16 protein-coding genes are annotated in these 17,595 nt (G+C 72.9%); 10 read left to right on the plus strand and 6 right to left on the minus strand.

Annotated features, from left to right (window positions below; genetic code table 11):
- Window positions 1-6 precede the first annotated feature (6 nt).
- Window positions 7-720: a FadR/GntR family transcriptional regulator gene (locus ACWD4O_RS31175; RefSeq protein WP_451284941.1), complete on the minus strand. Its 714-nt coding sequence runs from the start codon at window positions 718-720 to the stop codon at window positions 7-9.
- A gap of 178 nt (window positions 721-898) precedes the next feature.
- On the opposite strand from ACWD4O_RS31175, the gene ACWD4O_RS31180 reads away from it, so the two are divergent.
- From ACWD4O_RS31180 to ACWD4O_RS31200, 5 genes are read left to right on the plus strand one after another with little or no spacing between them, the layout of a single operon-like run.
- Window positions 899-2,242 (plus strand): L-fuconate dehydratase, encoded by a 1,344-nt coding sequence (locus tag ACWD4O_RS31180; protein WP_451284942.1) that lies wholly within the window; start codon window positions 899-901, stop codon window positions 2,240-2,242.
- Window positions 2,239-2,994 carry an SDR family NAD(P)-dependent oxidoreductase gene (locus ACWD4O_RS31185; protein ID WP_451284944.1) on the plus strand — a complete coding sequence of 252 codons (756 nt, stop codon included), beginning with the start codon at window positions 2,239-2,241 and terminating at the stop codon, window positions 2,992-2,994. Before ACWD4O_RS31180 ends, ACWD4O_RS31185 begins: the two co-directional genes overlap by 4 nt.
- A complete protein-coding gene (locus ACWD4O_RS31190) occupies window positions 2,991-3,959 on the plus strand; it encodes an aldo/keto reductase (RefSeq protein WP_451284946.1) in 969 nt (322 codons plus the stop codon). Before ACWD4O_RS31185 ends, ACWD4O_RS31190 begins: the two co-directional genes overlap by 4 nt.
- Complete coding sequence (locus ACWD4O_RS31195) at window positions 3,956-4,270, plus strand: L-rhamnose mutarotase (protein WP_451284948.1); 315 nt, start codon at window positions 3,956-3,958, stop codon at window positions 4,268-4,270. Before ACWD4O_RS31190 ends, ACWD4O_RS31195 begins: the two co-directional genes overlap by 4 nt.
- Window positions 4,267-5,091, plus strand: a complete 825-nt coding sequence (locus tag ACWD4O_RS31200; RefSeq protein ID WP_451284950.1) for an amidohydrolase family protein — start codon at window positions 4,267-4,269, stop codon at window positions 5,089-5,091. Before ACWD4O_RS31195 ends, ACWD4O_RS31200 begins: the two co-directional genes overlap by 4 nt.
- On the opposite strand, the gene ACWD4O_RS31205 is transcribed toward ACWD4O_RS31200, so the two are convergent.
- Window positions 5,079-6,500 carry a lipase maturation factor family protein gene (locus ACWD4O_RS31205; protein ID WP_451284952.1) on the minus strand — a complete coding sequence of 474 codons (1,422 nt, stop codon included), beginning with the start codon at window positions 6,498-6,500 and terminating at the stop codon, window positions 5,079-5,081. The genes ACWD4O_RS31200 and ACWD4O_RS31205 overlap by 13 nt on opposite strands.
- A gap of 152 nt (window positions 6,501-6,652) precedes the next feature.
- Here ACWD4O_RS31205 and ACWD4O_RS31210 point away from each other — a divergent pair, with 152 nt between their 5' ends.
- From ACWD4O_RS31210 to ACWD4O_RS31220, 3 genes are all read left to right on the plus strand, one after another.
- Window positions 6,653-7,153, plus strand: a complete 501-nt coding sequence (locus ACWD4O_RS31210; protein WP_451284954.1) for a hypothetical protein — start codon at window positions 6,653-6,655, stop codon at window positions 7,151-7,153.
- Window positions 7,154-7,227: 74 nt separating this feature from the next.
- Window positions 7,228-9,315, plus strand: coding sequence for a SpoIIE family protein phosphatase (locus ACWD4O_RS31215; protein WP_451284955.1), 2,088 nt, complete (start codon window positions 7,228-7,230; stop codon window positions 9,313-9,315).
- Window positions 9,316-9,346: 31 nt separating this feature from the next.
- The gene (locus ACWD4O_RS31220; protein ID WP_451284957.1) at window positions 9,347-10,210 is read left to right on the plus strand and encodes an Fpg/Nei family DNA glycosylase; all 864 of its coding nucleotides are present in this window, start codon (window positions 9,347-9,349) and stop codon (window positions 10,208-10,210) included.
- Window positions 10,211-10,304: 94 nt separating this feature from the next.
- Here the strand turns inward: ACWD4O_RS31220 and ACWD4O_RS31225 are convergent, their stop codons facing one another.
- The 3 genes from ACWD4O_RS31225 to ACWD4O_RS31235 form a co-directional block, all read right to left on the minus strand.
- Window positions 10,305-10,967 carry a zf-HC2 domain-containing protein gene (locus ACWD4O_RS31225; RefSeq protein WP_451284959.1) on the minus strand — a complete coding sequence of 221 codons (663 nt, stop codon included), beginning with the start codon at window positions 10,965-10,967 and terminating at the stop codon, window positions 10,305-10,307.
- Window positions 10,968-11,108: 141 nt separating this feature from the next.
- On the minus strand, window positions 11,109-11,621 hold the full coding sequence (locus ACWD4O_RS31230) for a hypothetical protein (RefSeq protein WP_351914007.1): 513 nt from the start codon (window positions 11,619-11,621) through the stop codon (window positions 11,109-11,111).
- Between the two features lie 136 nt (window positions 11,622-11,757).
- A complete protein-coding gene (locus ACWD4O_RS31235; protein ID WP_451284962.1) occupies window positions 11,758-12,306 on the minus strand; it encodes a sigma-70 family RNA polymerase sigma factor in 549 nt (182 codons plus the stop codon).
- 222 nt (window positions 12,307-12,528) lie between these two features.
- Between ACWD4O_RS31235 and ACWD4O_RS31240 the strand changes: the two genes are divergently transcribed.
- On the plus strand, window positions 12,529-13,686 hold the full coding sequence (locus ACWD4O_RS31240; RefSeq protein WP_451284964.1) for a CapA family protein: 1,158 nt from the start codon (window positions 12,529-12,531) through the stop codon (window positions 13,684-13,686).
- Between the two features lie 71 nt (window positions 13,687-13,757).
- Here the strand turns inward: ACWD4O_RS31240 and ACWD4O_RS31245 are convergent, their stop codons facing one another.
- Window positions 13,758-14,231, minus strand: a complete 474-nt coding sequence (locus tag ACWD4O_RS31245; RefSeq protein WP_451284966.1) for a universal stress protein — start codon at window positions 14,229-14,231, stop codon at window positions 13,758-13,760.
- Window positions 14,232-14,319: 88 nt separating this feature from the next.
- Here ACWD4O_RS31245 and lysX point away from each other — a divergent pair, with 88 nt between their 5' ends.
- Window positions 14,320-17,586, plus strand: a complete 3,267-nt coding sequence (lysX, locus tag ACWD4O_RS31250) for a bifunctional lysylphosphatidylglycerol synthetase/lysine--tRNA ligase LysX (protein ID WP_451284968.1) — start codon at window positions 14,320-14,322, stop codon at window positions 17,584-17,586.
- Window positions 17,587-17,595 lie beyond the last annotated feature (9 nt).

The following is a 17,595-nucleotide window of genomic DNA, read 5'->3' on the forward strand; positions in this document are numbered from 1 at the left end:
TCCCGGTCAGGGGCCCACCTGGGCCCTGAGCCACTCCGCGACCTCGCCGACGTGGGCGGCCGCCGCCGCGCGGGCCGCCTCCGGGTCGCGGGCGGCCAGGGCGCGGTGGATCGCGGCGTGTTCGCGGCGGGTGCGGTCGAAGGCGCCCTCCTCGCGGTAGCCGCGCCAGACCCGGGCCCGGAAGGTGCGCGAGGACAGGCCCTCCAGGATCGCCGCCATCGTCTCGTTGCCGGCGGCCGCCGCGATCGCGCGGTGGAAGGCGAGATCGTGGGCGAGGATCTCGTCGGGGTCGTCGGTGGCGTTCATCGCGTCCAGGTGGCCCTTCACGACGGCCAGCCGGTCGGGGGTGATCCGCGCGGCGGCCAGCGCCGTCGCCGTCGACTCCAGGATCCGCCGGACCTCCAGCAGCTCCACCAGCCGGGGTCCGCGCGACAGATCGGCGACCACCCCGAACGTCTCCAGCAGGTCCCCGGCCTGGAGCTGGGTCACATAGATGCCCGAGCCGTGCCGGGCCTCCAGCACGCCCAGCACCGTGAGCGCCCGGATCGCCTCGCGCATCGAACTGCGCGAGATGCCCAGCTGGGCCGCGAGATCGCGCTCGGTCGGCAGCCGCTGGCCCGGCTCCAGCAGCCCCTCGCCGATCATCGCCTTGATCCGCTCGATGGCGCGCTGCGTCACCGTGCCCTTGGGTGCTGGCGTGCCCTGCCGCGGCTCGTCCACGTGCTCTCTCCTGTCGCCGGTGCCGCGCAGTCTAGTCATCGATGTGGTCGGACCACTTGTGGCAACAATGGGCCCAAACTCGCCTCTGAGGGTGTTGTGAGGGGGAAGTGGTCTGATAAATATTGCGGCTGTCGCACGAAGCGCGACGTACCGAGCACGCCAGATGAGGAGCCGACCGATGGCGCCCCCGCCCACCGCCCGCGTCACCGCGGTCGACACCCACGACATCCGCTTCCCCACCTCGCGCGAGCTCGACGGCTCCGACGCGATGAACCCGGACCCCGACTACTCGGCCGCCTATGTCGTCCTGCGCACCGACGCGCCCGACGGCCACGAGGGGCACGGCTTCACCTTCACCATCGGCCGGGGCAACGAGGTACAGGTCGCCGCGCTCGACGCACTGCGCGAGCACATCGTCGGCCGGTCCGTCGACGAGCTCTGCGCCGACCCGGGCACGCTCAGCCGCGACCTGATCGGCGACAGCCAGCTGCGCTGGCTCGGCCCCGAGAAGGGCGTGATGCACATGGCGATCGGCGCGGTCGTCAACGCCGCCTGGGACCTGGCGGCCAAGCGCGCCGGCCTGCCCCTGTGGCGGCTGCTCGCCGACGCCGAGCCCGAGTGGCTGGTGCGCCAGATCGACTTCCGCTACCTCACCGACGCCCTCACCCCCGACGAGGCCCTCGACCTGCTGCGCCGCGGCAAGGAGGGCACCGAGGAACGCCGGGCCCGGCTGCTGGAGCGCGGCTACCCCGGCTACACCACCTCGCCCGGCTGGCTCGGCTACGACGACGAGAAGCTGACCCGCCTCGCCACCGAGGCCGTCGCCGACGGCTTCCGGCAGATCAAGCTCAAGGTCGGCGCGGACCTGGCGGACGACATCCGGCGCTGCCGCGTCGCCCGCTCCGTGGTCGGCCCGGACATCCGGATCGCGGTCGACGCCAACCAGCGCTGGGACGTCGACGAGGCGATCCGCTGGACCCGTGCCCTCGCCGAGTTCGACCCGTACTGGATCGAGGAGCCCACCAGCCCCGACGACGTCCTCGGCCATGCGGCCGTCCGCCGGGCCGTCGCCCCCGTCAAGGTGGCCACCGGGGAGCACGTCCACAACCGCGTCGTCTTCAAGCAGCTCCTCCAGGCCGGTTCCCTCGACGTCCTCCAGCTGGACGCGGCCCGGGTCGGCGGGGTCAACGAGAACCTCGCCATCCTGCTGCTGGCGGCCAAGTTCCGGGTCCCGGTGTGCCCGCACGCCGGCGGCGTCGGCCTGTGCGAACTCGTCCAGCACCTGTCGATGTTCGACTACGTGGCTCTCACCGGCACCACCGAGGACCGGGTCATCGAATACGTCGATCATCTGCACGACCACTTCCTCGACCCGGTGGTGATCCGCGAAGGTCACTACACGGCACCCACCGCGCCGGGTTTCTCGGCCGCCATGCGGCCCGAGTCGATCGCGCGGTACACGTATCCCGGCGGCGACTTCTGGGCCGCCGATCTCAAGGACCGGAAGGAGCAGACGCAGTGAGCGACTTCGAAGGGCTGACGGCCCTGGTGACGGGGGGCGCCTCGGGCATCGGCCGGGCGACCGCGGAGCTCCTGGCGGAGCGCGGCGCCCGGGTCGCCGTCCTCGACCTGGACCCGTCCAGCGTCGAGAAGCCTCTGCTCGGCTACCGCGCGGACGTCGGCGACGACGCCTCGGTGCGCGCGGCCGTCGAGGCGGCCGTCGGCGAACTCGGCGGGCTCGACATCCTGGTCAACAACGCGGGCATCGGCGCGCAGGGGACCGTCGAGGACAACGACGACGCCGAGTGGCACCGGGTGCTGGACGTCAACGTCGTCGGCATGGTCCGCACGGCCCGCGCCGCCCTGCCGCATCTGAGGCGCTCCGCGCACGCGGCCGTCGTCAACACCTGCTCCATCGCCGCCACCGCGGGCCTCCCGCAGCGCGCCCTCTACAGCGCGACGAAGGGCGCGGTGTACTCGCTGACCCTCGCCATGGCCGCCGACCACGTCCGCGAGGGCATCCGCGTCAACTGTGTGAACCCCGGCACCGCCGACACCCCGTGGGTCGGCCGGCTGCTCGACGCGGCCGACGACCCGGCCGCCGAGCGCGCGGCGCTGGAGGCCCGCCAGCCCACCGGCCGTCTGGTCAGCGCCGCCGAGGTCGCCGCGGCCGTCGCCTACCTGGCGAGCCCGCTGTCCGGCGCCACCACCGGCACCGCCCTCGCCGTCGACGGCGGTATGCAGGGCCTCAGGCTCAGGCCGGTCGGGAGTTGAGCGGGCTCGGGCGCAGCGGCGTCCCCGTCAGCCCGCTCGGCTTCGGCGCCGCGGTCATCGGCAACCTGTTCACCGAGGTCGGCGAGGAGCAGGCGCACGAGACCGTGGCCACCGCCTGGCAGCAGGGCATCCGCTACTTCGACACCGCGCCGCACTACGGCCTCGGTCTGTCCGAACGCCGCCTCGGCGCGGCCCTGCGCGAGCACTCCCGCTCGGAGTACACCGTCTCGACCAAGGTCGGCCGCCGTCTGGAGCCGACCGGCCGGGGCGGCGACGACCTGGCCGACGGCTTCGCCGTCCCCGCCACGCACGAGCGCGTGTGGGACTTCAGCGCCGACGGCGTCCGCCGCACCCTGGACGCGAGCCTGGAGCGCCTCGGCCTCGACCGGGTGGACGTCGTCTACCTCCACGACCCCGACGACCACGCCGAACAGGCCTTCCGCGAGGGCTACCCGGCGCTGGAGAAGCTGCGTTCGGAGGGCGTCGTCGGGGCGATCGGCGCCGGCATGAACCAGGCGGAGATGCTCACGCGCTTCGTCACCGACACGGACGTCGACGTGGTGCTGTGCGCGGGCCGGTACACCCTCCTCGACCAGCGGGCCCGGACCGAGCTGCTGCCCGCCGCCGTCGAGCGGGGCGTGTCGGTGGTCATCGGGGGCGCGTTCAACTCCGGCCTCCTGGCGGACCCGCGGCCCGGCGCGACGTTCAACTACGCACAGGCACCGGCCGAGTTGCTGGACCGGGCGCTGCGCATGAAGGAGCTCGCCGACCGGCACGGCACCACCCTGCGGGCCGCCGCCCTGGCCTTCTGCTCCGCCCACCCGGCCGTCGCGAGCGTCCTGGTCGGCATGCGCTCGCCGGACGAAGTGCGCGACTGCGCCGAACAGTTCGCGGCCCCGGTCCCCGCCGCCTTCTGGCAGGAGCTGCGGGACGCGGGCCTGCTCGCCGACGAGGAGCCGTCATGAGGGTCGCCCTGCACACCAAGGTCCGCGCGGACCGCGTCGCCGAGTACGAGGCCGCCCACCGCGAGGTCCCCGAGGAGCTGACGGACGCCATCCGGGCCGCCGGGGCCGCCTCCTGGACGATCTGGCGCAGCGGCACGGACCTGTTCCACGTCCTGGAGTGCGAGGACTACGCCCGTCTCCTTGCCGAGCTGGAGAAACTGCCGGTCAACGTGGTGTGGCAGGCCCGGATGGCCGAGCTGCTCGACGTGGCGCACGACTACTCCGACGAGGGCGCGGGCGCGGGCCTGCCCGTCGTCTGGGAGCTGCCGTGACCGTCGACGCGCACCACCACGTCTGGGACCTGTCGGTCCGCGACCAGGACTGGATCGCCGAAGACAGCCCGCTCCGGCGGGACTTCACCGTCGACGACCTCGCACCCGAGGCGCGTGCGGCCGGAGTCGACCGCACGGTCCTGGTCCAGACGGTGACCGTGGCCGAGGAGACCCCGGAGTTCCTCGCCCTCGCGGCCGGGAGCGACCTGATCGCGGGCGTCGTCGGCTGGACCGACCTCACCCGCCCGGACGTCGCCGACGAACTGGCCCGGCTGCGGGAGCTGCCCGGCGGCCGGTACCTCAAGGGCGTCCGGCACCAGGTCCAGGGCGAGCCGGACCCGGAGTGGCTGCTGCGGGCGGACGTACGGCGTGGTCTCGCCGCGGTCGCCGACGCCGGACTCGTCTACGACCTGGTCGTGCTGCCCGGCCAGCTCCCGGCCTGCGTGCGGGCGGCCGCCGGCCTGCCCGAACTCACCTTCGTCCTCGACCACTTGGGCAAGCCGCCGATCGCCACCGGCGCGCTGGAGCCGTGGGCCTCGGCCGTCCGCGCCCTCGCCGCCCTGCCCAACACGGTCTGCAAGCTGTCCGGCCTGGTCACCGAGGCCGACCCCGAGTCCTGGACCGTCGACGACCTGCGCCCGTACGCGGACACCGTGCTCGCGGCCTTCGGCCCGGACCGGCTGATGTTCGGCTCGGACTGGCCGGTGTGCACGCCCCTGGCGTCGTACGGCGAAGTCCTCGCTGTCGCAGGCCGGTTGACCGATCCGGGCGAACGGACCCAGATCTTCGAGACCACCGCCGTCCGCGTCTACGGCCTCTGAGCCGCCTCCGCCAGCCGGGTCGGCGGCAGATACTCCCGCACATAGGTCCGCTGCCACCAGGCGCCCGTCTCCCGCAGCTCCCGCCACGTCGTGTACCGGTAGCGGAAGAGGCGGGCGCGGATGTGGCGGGGCGGCTCCCCGGGCGGGAACGGGGAGCCGCGCAGCAGCTTCAGCGTGTCGCGGTCGTTCTCCAGCAGCCGCTCCACCAGGGCGCCGAACCACGGCCCGGCGTACGAAGGGGAGAGCGCCGCGAACCACATCAGCCAGTCGAGCCGCAGATGGTACGGCGCGAACTGGCGTGGCCGGCGCCGGGGATCGCCGGGCTTGCCCTTGAACTCGTACTCCCGCCAGTCGGAGTCCTCGCGCGGCACGTCGTCGAGCGTGCCCTCGACCACCACCTCGTAGCGGATCCGGCTGACGCTGCCGAACGCGCCGTAGGTGTTGACCAGGTGCAGCGGATCGAAGGAGCGGTTCATCACCTGGCGGCGGGAGAGCATGTTGACCACCGGGTGATAGCTGAGGAACAGCAGCAGCGCGGCGACGGCGAGGACGACCGCCTCGTACCAGACCGGGGCGGCCGGGAAGGACCGCTGTCCGCCCGGGAGTTCGAGCGCGGGCACGGCCAGGACGATCGCGATCCAGTTCAGCCAGGCGAAGTTGCCCGACGCCACCAGCCACAGCTGGGTCAGGATCATCAGCGACGCGGCCGCGGTCGCGACCGGCTGCGGGGCGAACAGCAGGAACGGCACGACGAGTTGGGTGACGTGGTTGGCGGCCGCCTCGACACGGTGCAGCGGTTTCGGCAGCCGGTGGAAGAACCAGCTCAGCGGGCCGGGCATCGGCTGCGTCTCGTGGTGGTGGTAGAGACAGGTGAGCTGGCGCCAGCAGGCGTCGCCCCGCATCTTGATCAGGCCCGCGCCGAACTCGACCCGGAAGAGGATCCAGCGCATCAGGAACAGCACGAGGATCGGCGGGCCCACCTCGTCGTTGCCGAGGAACACGGCGAGGAAGCCCGTCTCCAGCAGCAGTGACTCCCAGCCGAACGAGTACCAGGTCTGCCCGACGTTGACGATCGACAGATACAGCGCCCACGGCACCAGCCACAGCGCCATCGCCGCCCCGAGGGGCAGCAGGCCGTCCAGCCCGGCCAGCAGCGCCGCGGACACCGCGCAGCCCGTCCAGGCGCAGGCCGCGAACAGGCGGTCGGAGTAGCGCAGGTGGAACAGGCTCGGCGCGCGCCGGAAGGGCACCTGCTCGACGAACCGGGGCACCGGGAGCATCCCCCGCTCGCCGAGCAGCGCCCGGAACTGCAGGGCCGCCGTCAGGAACGCGACCAGGTACACACCGGCCAGGGCCCGCTGGAAGACCAGCCGGCTCAGCCCGTACTCGGGTGCGGTGAACCACTCCACGGACCTGCGCTCCTCTTCTCCGATCCGGCCGGGTCACTGTGCGTGAGGTCGTGCTCCACTTGCGTGACCCGGGCGGGTGAAGCAGACAATAGTGGGCGAATCACCTCCCGGTGGATTCATCTGGACTGACCGAGACGATGTGGGAGAACGTGGTGCGACTACCCATTGCCGCTCTCCTCACCGCCTGCGCGCTCTCGGCGGCGCTTCTCGTCGCCGGCCGTGACGGTGCGGGAGTGGACGGCACGATGCCCGGCTCGGAGGTCGTCCTCCCGGCGGCCGAGGGGCGGGCCCTCTTCGCGGACTCGGCCGCCGAGGCCGAGAGCACGGCCGAGACCGAGGGCGCGGCCGATCCCGACGCCGACCTGGGCGCCGACCTCGGGCCCGAGGCCGGCTCCGACGCCGAATCCGACCCGGGTCTCGACGCCGACGCCGGCACCGACATCGGCCTCGACCGCGGTCTCGCCCCCGAGGTGTTCGACCCGAACGCCGTCGGCCCCGAGACCGTCCCGGAAGTGCCCGATCTGCCCGACGGCGGCGGGCTGATCCCCGACGGCCCCGACGAGTCGGAGGAGTCCGGCACGTCCGGCGCGTCCGACGCATCCGGCGCGTTCGGCATCGTCTTCGGCAGCCCGGCCGACGCCCTCAGCGGCTGACCATGGGCGCCGCCTGGTCAGGCGAGCCCCGCCCCCCGGTCGAAGAATCGGGCAAATCCTGGCAAGGTGGGCGCATGGCTGATCGGGGAGCGAGGGCCCCGTCACTCCCGGACGACTGGCCCGCCCACCCGGATCCGATCCTGGCGCTCAACCGCATGGGCACCTTCGACTGGGACCTGGACTCGGGTCTGTTCCACATGGACGCCCGGGCCCACGAGATCTTCGACCTGCGCCCCGACGAATACGACGGGAACCCGGCCAGCCTCGCGATCCGGGTCCCGCCGACCGAGGGCATCCGGCTGGACGAACTGGTCGCCCAGGCCATCAAGGACGGCAGCGAGAACTACGGCGTCTACTTCCGTCTGCGCCGACGCGACGGCGTCCTGCGCTGGACCCACACCCAGGGATACATCCACCGCGACGACACCGGCCGGCCGCGCCGTATCGTCGGCATCATCCGCGACGCCGCCGACGAGCTCAAGGACCTCGCCGACCGCACCGAGGCGGCCGACCTCGACGACGCGCGCCGCGAGCAGACCAACGTCGTCCAGCTCACCACCGCCGCCCTCGCCCACGCGCGCACCGTGCAGGACGTCATCGACGTCCTCAAGGACACCCACGGCCTCACCCATCTCGGCGCGACCAGCCTGGTCATGGGCCTGGTCGAGGCCGGCCGCATCCGGCTCATCGCGGAGGGGCCGGAGGGCAGCTTCGTGCCGGGCACGCTGGTCACCCGGATAGACGAGCCGTACCCGATGAGCGAGGTCGTCCGCACGCTCACCCCCCGCTTCATCGAGTCGTCGCAGGAGTTCGCGGCCGGCTACCCCGTGCTGTGGCCGCACATCACCGATCTGAAGATCACCTCCGCGGCCTATCTGCCGCTCATCGTCCAGGCCCGCCCGATCGGCGCGATGGGCCTGCTCTACAGCAATCGCGAGGGGTTCACCCAGGAGGAGCGCAACATCCTCGTCGCCCTGGGCAGCAGCATCGCGCAGAGCCTGCAGCGGGCCATGTTCTACGAGCAGGAGAAGGACATCGCCCAGGGCCTCCAGCAGGCGATGCTGCCGCGCACCATCCCCAGCGTGCCGGGCGCCGACGTGGCCGTCCGCTACCGCGCCGCCACCATCGGCGGCTCGCTGGGCCGCGACATCGGCGGCGACTGGTACGACCTGATCCCGCTGCCCGGGGGCCGGGTCGGGGCCGTCATCGGCGATGTGCAGGGCCACGACACGCATGCCGCGGCCGTCATGGGCCAGCTGCGGATCGTGCTGAAGGCCTACGCGGCCGAGGGGCACACCCCGGCCACCGTGATGGCCCGTGCCTCCGTCTTCCTGCACGAGCTCGACACCGACCGCTTCGCGACCTGCCTGTACGCGGAGGTCGACCTGACCACCGGGGTCGTCCAGGCGGTCCGCGCCGGGCACATCGACCCCCTGCTGCGCCGCCCCGACGGGAGCTGCCGGCGCGTCCCGGTGCCCGGCGGGCTGCCGCTCGGCCTGTCCGCCGAGTTCGGGCAGCTCGACTACCCGGTGGGCACGGTCGAGCTCGACCCCGGCCACACCCTGCTGCTGTGCACCGACGGACTGGTCGAACAGCCCGGCGCCGACCTCGACGACGGCATGCGGGCCCTGGCCGCCTTCATCGCCGCGGCCCCCGACGACGTACGCAAGCTCGCCGACCAGCTCATCGAGGTCGCGGAACGGCAGGGCGGGGACGACGACGTGGCGCTGCTCCTGCTGCGCCGGCGCGGCCCGGACACCCCGCAGGCCGGGAGCCGGCTCCAGCAGCATGTGGCGCCCGGCGATCCGGAGGCCCTCAGCGAGGCCCGGCACATGATCCGCGCCGCCGTCCGCGCCTGGGGCGTCCGGGACCGCTCCGACGAGATCGAGCTGGTCGCCGACGAGCTGATCACCAACGCGCTGATGCACACCGAGGGCGCGGCGATCGTCACGCTGCGGGTCCTCACCGGCGGGGAGCGCCGGCTGCGGGTCGAGGTCGAGGACACCTCCAGCGCGCTGCCGCGCCGCCGTGAGGCCGGCGAGTCGGGGGTCTCCGGGCGGGGCCTGCTGCTGGTGGACCTGCTCGCCGACGCCTGGGGCGTGGAGGCGCGGGGCGGCGGCAAGTGCGTGTGGTGCGAGTTCGTCGCGTCGGAGCGGAGCTGACCGCTCCGGCGGCGGATGGCACTCTGGACGTATGCCGGAACTCCCCGAGGTCGAAGCGCTGAAGGACTTCCTGACCGAGCATCTCGTGGGCCACGAGATCGTCCGGGTGCTGCCCGTCGCCGTCAGCGTCCTGAAGACGTACGACCCGCCCGTCACCGCCGTCGAGGGGCAGCAGGTCACCGCCGTGCACCGGCACGGCAAGTTCCTCGACCTGGCGACCGGCGAAGGCCTCCACCTCGTCACCCACCTGGCCCGCGCGGGCTGGCTGCACTGGAAGGACCGGCTGCCCGACGGTCCGCCCCGCCCCGGCAAGGGGCCCCTGGCGCTGCGCGTCGCCCTGGAGACGGGGGAGGGCTTCGACCTGACGGAGGCCGGCACCCAGCACCGGCTCGCGGTGTACGTGGTCCACGACCCGCACCAGGTGCCCGGCATCGCCCGCCTCGGGCCCGACCCGCTCGCCCCCGACTTCGACGAGGCCCGCTTCGCCGCACTGCTCGCGGGCGAACGACGTCGGCTGAAGGGCGCCCTGCGCGACCAGAGCCTGATCGCGGGCGTCGGCAACGCCTACAGCGACGAGATCCTGCACGCGGCGAAAATGTCCCCGTTCAAACTCGCGGCCTCCCTGACGCCCCAGCAGACCCACACCCTGTACGAGGCCCTGCGCACCACGCTGACGGAGGCGGTCGAACGCTCGCGGGGCCTTGCCGCCGGGCGTCTCAAGGCCGAGAAGAAGAGCGGCCTGCGGGTCCATGGCCGCACCGGCGAACCCTGCCCGGTCTGCGGCGACACCGTCAGGGAGGTCTCCTTCAGCGACTCCTCGCTCCAGTACTGCCCCACCTGCCAGACGGGCGGCAAGCCGCTGGCGGACCGCAGGATGTCCCGACTGCTCAAGTGACCGATGCTCGAGTGACCGATGCCCGAGCAGCCGACCGGGGCAGCCGACTCGTGCGGCCGACGTCGAAGTGACCTGAACTCACTCCGGGCCGGTCTCACTGGGCGTCGAGCGTCACCAGGTGCTCTCCGGAAGCCGTGCGCAGCTCGTAGCGGGCGATCTCGTCGGGGTGCCAGGCCGCGGCGCCCTGCATGGTGTTGGGGCGGGCGTCGTGCTCGGGGACGCTCCAGCTGGTGACCGTCTGCTCGGAGCCGTCGAGGCCGATGGCGATCAGACGGCAGGAGCGCGGGCCGGCGCCGTCCTTGACCTCGAGCTGCACATGGCTGCCCCAGGTCTCGTTCTCGGTGGTGACCTGCGCCCACACCCCGGACTTCTCGTCCGTCGCGGTGAGCCGCACGGCGTCCTGGGTGTCGCCGCTGCCTGCGCCCGCCATCATCACCAGCGCGGGCGCGGCCACGGCGACCACCACCGAGGCCGCGAGGGCGAACATCAGCCGCCGACGCATCGCCCGGTGCCGGGTCGCCACCTCGGCGAGCAGCCGGTCGAGCAGCTGCGGGCCGGGGCCGGCGAAGGGGTGCACGGCGCGCGGGGTGGCGCGCCGGTAGAGCATCATCTGCCGTGCGGTGGGCCCGAACTCGGTGACCTGCGCCGCACACTGAGGACACTCCATGAGGTGGTCCTCAAAGCGGAAAGCCTCCGCTTCGTCCAGCACGCCGAGCGCGTACGCGCCGACGTCGCGATGCCTTTCCAGGGACCTCATGCCGAAACCTCGTGCCGTTGAGTGCCAGTGGGGTTACTCCTTGCTCCCACCGGTACGCACCCGACCGTCGAATCACTCAAGCCACGTACCGAATCGTGACCCAGATGTTCGGAGCGGTCCGGCCCGCGGATTGGTGTGAATCTAAAAAAGATGAATCGCCAAGTGGCCGAGGGGCAGTCCGAGCTGCCACGCGGGCGTCCAGACCTTGGGTCCTTCGTCCTCGCCGGGCGGGGCGCCGCCCGGCACCGCGTTGAGGTCGGGGGCCAACAGCTCCGTCTCCTCGAGCCAGCGCCACGCCGCGGCCGCCAGTTCGAGATCGGGCGCGGGCCCCTCCAACTCAGCGGCTTCGGCTGTCAGTTGGGACATACGTTCGTCGACCCAGTCCTGCCACGGCTGGTCGTACGCCGTGAGCGAAAGCCAGGTCTCGAGTTGGGTCACGACCCGGATGCCGGGCAGTTCGCCGTCGGTGTCGGACAGGAAGATGGTGAGCGCGAGGGCGTCGCGCCCGGCGCGGAACTCGAAGGACGTCGGCGGCATCAGATCGCCGGTCCGCAGCAGTTCGTCGGCGATGTACTCGGCATACAACCAGGCCATGGGGACGGTCAGTTCACCGCCGCCGGTGCCGTCCGTGCTCTGGTGACCTCTGTGCAGCATCCCTTCCTGCCTTCCTCCGGTGCTTGCGCGTCGCCCGTTGCCGGGACCCCAGTCCGGAACACGGATAAGGACACCCGATTACTCAAAGGGGGTCCTCGGCAAGGCGCTTTACGGAGGCTTGACCCAGCCGTGGGTTTCAGTGCAGGTCGGCTGCGTATCCCGGAAGCACCCTGCGCAGGGCGCGCAGCGCGTAGTAAGCGCGCGACTTCACGGTACCGGGAGGAATTCCGAGCGTTTCTGCGGCCTCCGCCACACTCGCCCCTTGGAAATACACCAGCACCAGTACTTCACGGTGTTCCGGAGTGAGTGTCTTCACAGCCTCGCGCACATCGAGGGCCGCCGCGGCCCGCTCGGCGTGGTCGGCGCAGACGGGCGCGTTCTCCAGTATCGCGTCCCCGACCTCCGCGGGCCGTGCCTGCCGGGCCCGCCGTGCGTCGATCGCGAGCCGGCGGCCCACGGTGAGCAGCCAGGGCCGGACGGATTCGAAGGCGTCGGTGCGCAGTGCCTCGGGATGCTGCCAGGCGCGCACCAGGGTCTCCTGGACGAGGTCCTCGGCGCGCTGGCGGTCGCCGTCGCACAGCCTCAGCAGCAGCGCGAAGAGCGGCCTGCCGTGCTCACGCTGCAGCGCGGCGAGCTCGTGCTCGGCGGTCGTCGTCCTGGCTTTGAGGGCGGTTCCGGCGGTCATGCGCGTATGGCACCGCAGTGCGCCGGTTCGGGACAGGGTGCGCACAACGTTCTGCGGCGGACGGTCGATCGAGTCGACGAACGGTTCGACGAACGGTCCGGGCTACGCCGATCGCGGGCATCGGTCCTGGACGAAGGGAGTGCCGGGCCGGTCGGGCGTCCGTCATGGACTAGTAGTGATACGTGCGTAAATACGACAATCCATGCGAGAGGGGGTGACCCGGTGATCGCCCGCAGACACCAGGTGGCTCTGGCTCTGACGGCCCTCCTCACATCGGCCGCCGCCTGCCAGGCCCGAGACCACCAGCCGACCGACCGGCCCGGACGCCCGGCGCCGTCCGCCGCCCGCGGCTTCACCCTCGTGGCCTCGGGCGACATCCTCCCGCACACCGCCGTCATCGACCGCGCCCGCTTCGACGCCGGCGGCGCCGCGGGCTCCGGTTACGACTTCCGCCCCATGCTCGAAGGGGCCAGGTCCGTCGTCTCCCGCGCCGATCTGGCCCTGTGTCACCTGGACACCCCGTACGGCGCGAACGGCGACTACACCGGACACCCCCTTTTCAGGTCCCCGCCCGAGATCGCCCAGGCCCTCGCCGCCACCGGCTACGACGGCTGCTCCACCGCCTCCGACCACAGCCTCGACGACGGAGCCGCCGGCGTACAGCGCACCCTCGACGCGCTCGACGCCGCAGGCGTACGGCACGCGGGCACCGCGCGCACCGAGGCGGAGGGCAACTCGGTGACGCTCCTGCGCGCCGGGCCGGCGACCGTCGCCCACCTCGCCTACACCGACGACACCGGCGGGCAGCCGCTTCCGCCGGGGCAGCCCTGGACCGTCAACCTCGCCGACGAGAACCGGATCGTCGCCGACGCCAAGGCTGCCCGGAAGGCGGGCGCCGACGTGGTCGTCGTCTCCGTGCACGGCGGCACCGCCTGGCAGGACGCCCCGGACGACCGCCGGCTCGCCCTGGCCCGCACGCTCACCGCCTCCCGCACGGACGGCCGCCCCGACATCGACCTGATCCTCGGCGCCCGCGCACACGTCCCGCAGGCCTACGAGAAGGTCAACGGCACCTGGGTCGTCTACGGGCTGGGCGACCAGATCGCCGGCGAGATGGTCAACCCGCAGGGCGTCCCGGACCCCCGCGGCAGCCAGTCCACCGTCGCCCGCTTCACCTTCGGCCCGCCCGCCCGGCCCGGCGGCCGCTGGGAGGTGCGCAAGGCCGAGTTCGTGCCCCAGATGTTCGACATCGACGCGGGCCGGGTGGTCGACCTCGACCAGGCCCTCGCCCAGGGCGCCGGGGTCGCGGGCGTACGCGACCGCATCCGCGACGTCGTCCTGAGCCGGGGCGCGGCCAAGGACGGGCTGGTGATGGGATAGCGACGACCCCGGGTCCCCGGGTCCCCGGGTCCTCGGGTCCTCGGGTCCTCGGGTCCTCGGGTGACGGGGTGCTACGGCACCACCGTCACCGGCCACCGTCCCGCCTTCACCAGCCGCACCGCGACGGATCCCACGATCCGGTGGCCGGCCTGTTCGGAGGCGCCCACCACCACGGCGTCCGCCTTCAGTTCGTCCGCCGCCTTCACCAGGCCGTTGAAGGGGTCGCCGCGGAAGGTGCGGAACTCCCAGCGCACGTCGAATATCCCGCGCATCTGCTCGGTGGCCTGCCGGATCTGCGCGGCCAGTTCCTCGGCGATCGCGTCCGTCGCCTCCGTGACCGGCGCTCCGAACGCGGCGCCCGTCGCCATCACCGGCTGCACGTACACCAGGGCGAGCAGCGCATGCTGCCGACGGGCCAGACCGGCGGCGTAGGCCGCGGCCCGCAGCGAGGACTCGGAGCCGTCCACGCCGGCCAGGATGACCTTGGGCCCGTCCGTACCCCGCTCGAACCGGTGCTCGGGCTGCTGCGAGTGCTGTTCCGTCACGGCGCAGAGGCTATCGGAACCCGCAGGTCCGGCCGGTGGGAGGGCCGCTCGACGGGCGGCCCGGCCCGGGTGTTCCTACAGTCGGAGCATGAGTGCCACCGTGGACACCGCCACGGCGAAGCGCGCCTCCGGCCCGTCCCGACGGCTCGCGGGCCGCTCCCTCGAACGGGTGCCCGAAGTCTTCGCCGCCTTCTTCGGCGCCCTCGCCCTGCTCTGCGTCCTGCTGGCCCTCATCCCGCCGCTGCGCCGCCTGCTGCGCCCGGTCGTCCGCTTCCTGGACCTCCTCATCGTCCCGGTCAGCGCCAACCTCGCCTACGCCGTCTTCCTCCTCCTGCTGGCCGCCGCCACCGCCGCCCGCAAGAAGGTCGCCTGGTGGCTGGTCGTCGTCTACCTCGGCCTGCTCGTCCTCACCGACATCCTCGGCGTGGCCCTCGGCCTCTACGCGCAGTCCATCCCGTCCCTGGCGGTCTGCGCGCTCGCCCTGGGCCTGCTGGTGCTCGCCCGCGGCGAGTTCTACGCCGCCTCCCGCCGCGGCGCGGTCCGGCGGGCGCTCGCCGTCCTGCTCGTCGGCCTGGCCCTGGCGATCCTCGCGGGGTGGGGCCTGGTGGAGCTGTTCCCGGGCACGCTGCCGGCCGGCCAGCGCTTCGGCTGGGCCGCCAATCACGTCCTCGGCGGCCTGGTCTCCACCCGCTCCTTCGACGGCCGCCCGCCCCGCGCCCTCTACTTCGTCCTCGGCCTCCTCGGCGCCCTCGCCCTCCTCAACGCCGCCGCCGCCCTGTTCCGCTCCCAGCGCATGGAAGCGGCCCTGCACGGCGACGAGGAACCCCGCATCCGCGCCCTGCTGAACGCCTACGGCGAGGCGGACTCCCTCGGCTACTTCGCCACCCGGCGCGACAAGGCCGTCGTCTTCTCGCCCAGCGGGAAGGCCGCCGTCACCTACCGCGTCGAGGCCGGCGTCTGCCTGGCCGGCGGCGACCCCGTCGGCGACCGCGAGGCCTGGCCGCACGCCATCGCCGTCTGGCTGGACGCGGCCCGCCGGCACGCCTGGGCGCCCGCGGTCCTGGGCGCCTCCGAGGACGGCGCGAAGGCCTTCGCCCGCGCCGGCCTGGGCGCCCTGCAACTCGGCGACGAGGCGATCCTGCACGTCGCCTCCTTCGACCTCGCCGGACGCGAGATGAGGGTCACCCGGCAGGCCGTCAACCGGGTGCGCCGCACCGGCGCCCGCTGCCGGGTCCGCCGCCACTCCACCCTCACCGACGAGGAGATGGAGGAGATCGTCGACCGGGCCGACGCCTGGCGCGACACCGAGACCGAACGCGGCTTCTCCATGGCCCTGGACCGCCTCGGCGACCCCGCCGACGGCGACTGCCTCCTCGTCGAGGCACTGGACCGGGGCGGCCGCCTCCTCGCCCTGCTCTCCTTCGTCCCCTGGGGCACGGACGGCGTCTCCCTGGACCTGATGCGCCGCGACCGCTCCGCCCCCAACGGCGTCATGGAGTTCATGGTCGCCGACCTGTGCGCCGCCGCCCCCAAACTCGGCGTGCACCGGATCTCCCTCAACTTCGCCGTCTTCCGGTCGGCCTTCGAGGAGGGCGCCCGCATCGGCGCCGGACCGGTCCTGCGGCTGTGGCGCCGGCTGCTGCTGTTCTTCTCCAAATGGTGGCAGCTGGAGGCCCTCTACCGGTCCAACGCCAAGTACCGCCCCGAGTGGTACCCCCGCTTCCTCTGCTACGGCGACGCCGGCTCCCTCGCCCGGGTGGGCCTCGCCTCCGGCATCGCCGAGGGCTTCGTCTCCGTGCCCTCGCTGCGCAAGCTCTGGGGCAAGCGGAATCCGAACGGCGGGCCGCGCCCCGCCACCACCGGGAGCCTGCCGCCCCTGGCGGCGCTCGGCCTCGACGGAGGGGACGAGGCCGGGGGCACCGGCCCGGACGCGGGCCTGCCCGAACAGGTCCGCGTCCGGCGCCGCAAGCTCGACCGGCTGCGCGCCGCCGGCGCCGACCCCTATCCCGTGGGCGTCCCGCCCCGCACCCACACCCTCGCCGAGGTGCGCACCGGCGAGACGGTCACCGTCGCCGGCCGGGTCATGCGGGTGCGCGACTTCGGCGGGATCGTCTTCGTGACGCTGCGCGACTGGTCGGGCGACCGCCAACTCGCCCTCACCCGCGAGGCCCTCGGCGGCTTCCGCGCCGACACCGACCTCGGCGACCACCTCACCGCCACCGGCACGGTCGGCACGAGCGACAAGGGCGAGCCCACCGTCTTCGTCACCTCCTGGCAGCTCACCGCCAAGTGCCTGCGCCCCCTGCCCGACAAGCGCCGCGGCCTCACCGACCCCGAGGCCAAGGTCCGCATGCGCTATCTCGACCTCATCGCGAGCCCCGCCGCCCGCGACGTCGTCCGCGCCCGCTCCACCGCCGTACAGGCCCTGCGCCAGGGCCTGTTGGAGCGCGGCTACCTGGAGGTCGAGACGCCGATGCTCCAGCAGATCCACGGCGGCGCCAACGCCCGCCCCTTCACCACCCACATCAACGCCTACGACCTCGACCTCTACCTGCGCATCGCCCCCGAGCTGTACCTCAAGCGGCTGTGCGTCGGCGGCCTGGAGAAGGTCTTCGAGATGGGCCGCACCTTCCGCAACGAGGGCGTCTCCTACAAGCACAACCCCGAGTTCACGATGCTGGAGGCCTACCAGGCGTACGCCGACTACGACGTGATGCTCGACCTGGCCCGCGAGCTGATCCAGGGCGCGGCCACGGCCGCCTTCGGCTCGCCGGTCGCCCGCAAGGACGGGCGGGAGTACGACATCTCGGGGGAGTGGCCGGTGCGAACGGTCCACGGCGCGCTCTCCGAGGCGCTCGGCGAGGAGATCGACGCCGACACCCCCCTGACGGTCCTGCGACGGCACTGCGACCGCGCCTCGGTCCCGTACACACCGGACGACGGCCGCGGCGACGTCGTCCTGGAGATGTACGAGCGGCTCGTCGAGGAGAAGACCCGACTCCCCACCTTCTACAAGGACTTCCCCACCGACGTCTCCCCGCTCACCCGGCAGCACCGCACCGACCCCCGGCTCGCCGAACGCTGGGACCTCGTCGCCTTCGGCACCGAACTCGGCACCGCCTACTCCGAGTTGACCGACCCCGTGGAGCAACGCCGCCGTCTCACCGAGCAGTCCCTGCTGGCCGCGGGCGGCGACCCCGAGGCGATGGAGCTCGACGAGGACTTCCTCGACGCCCTGGAATACGCGATGCCCCCGACCGGCGGCCTCGGCATCGGCGTCGACCGCCTGGTCATGTTCCTCACCGGCCTCACCATCCGCGAGACCCTGCCCTTCCCGCTGGTACGCCACCGCTGACGGGAGCGG

The organism is Streptomyces sp. NPDC002623 (assembly GCF_053592635.1).

Excerpts from the sequence above, each read along its gene's own strand:
- ACWD4O_RS31195 (WP_451284948.1), top strand. The coding sequence starts at position 3,956 with ATGAGGGTCGCCCTGCACACCAAGGTCCGCGCGGACCGCGTCGCCGAG.
- ACWD4O_RS31235 (WP_451284962.1), bottom strand. The coding sequence starts at position 12,306 with ATGACCGCCGGAACCGCCCTCAAAGCCAGGACGACGACCGCCGAGCAC.
- ACWD4O_RS31220 (WP_451284957.1), top strand. The coding sequence starts at position 9,347 with ATGCCGGAACTCCCCGAGGTCGAAGCGCTGAAGGACTTCCTGACCGAG.
- ACWD4O_RS31180 (WP_451284942.1), top strand. The coding sequence starts at position 899 with ATGGCGCCCCCGCCCACCGCCCGCGTCACCGCGGTCGACACCCACGAC.
- ACWD4O_RS31230 (WP_351914007.1), bottom strand. The coding sequence starts at position 11,621 with ATGCTGCACAGAGGTCACCAGAGCACGGACGGCACCGGCGGCGGTGAA.
- ACWD4O_RS31225 (WP_451284959.1), bottom strand. The coding sequence starts at position 10,967 with ATGAGGTCCCTGGAAAGGCATCGCGACGTCGGCGCGTACGCGCTCGGC.
- lysX (WP_451284968.1), top strand. The coding sequence starts at position 14,320 with ATGAGTGCCACCGTGGACACCGCCACGGCGAAGCGCGCCTCCGGCCCG.
- ACWD4O_RS31215 (WP_451284955.1), top strand. The coding sequence starts at position 7,228 with ATGGCTGATCGGGGAGCGAGGGCCCCGTCACTCCCGGACGACTGGCCC.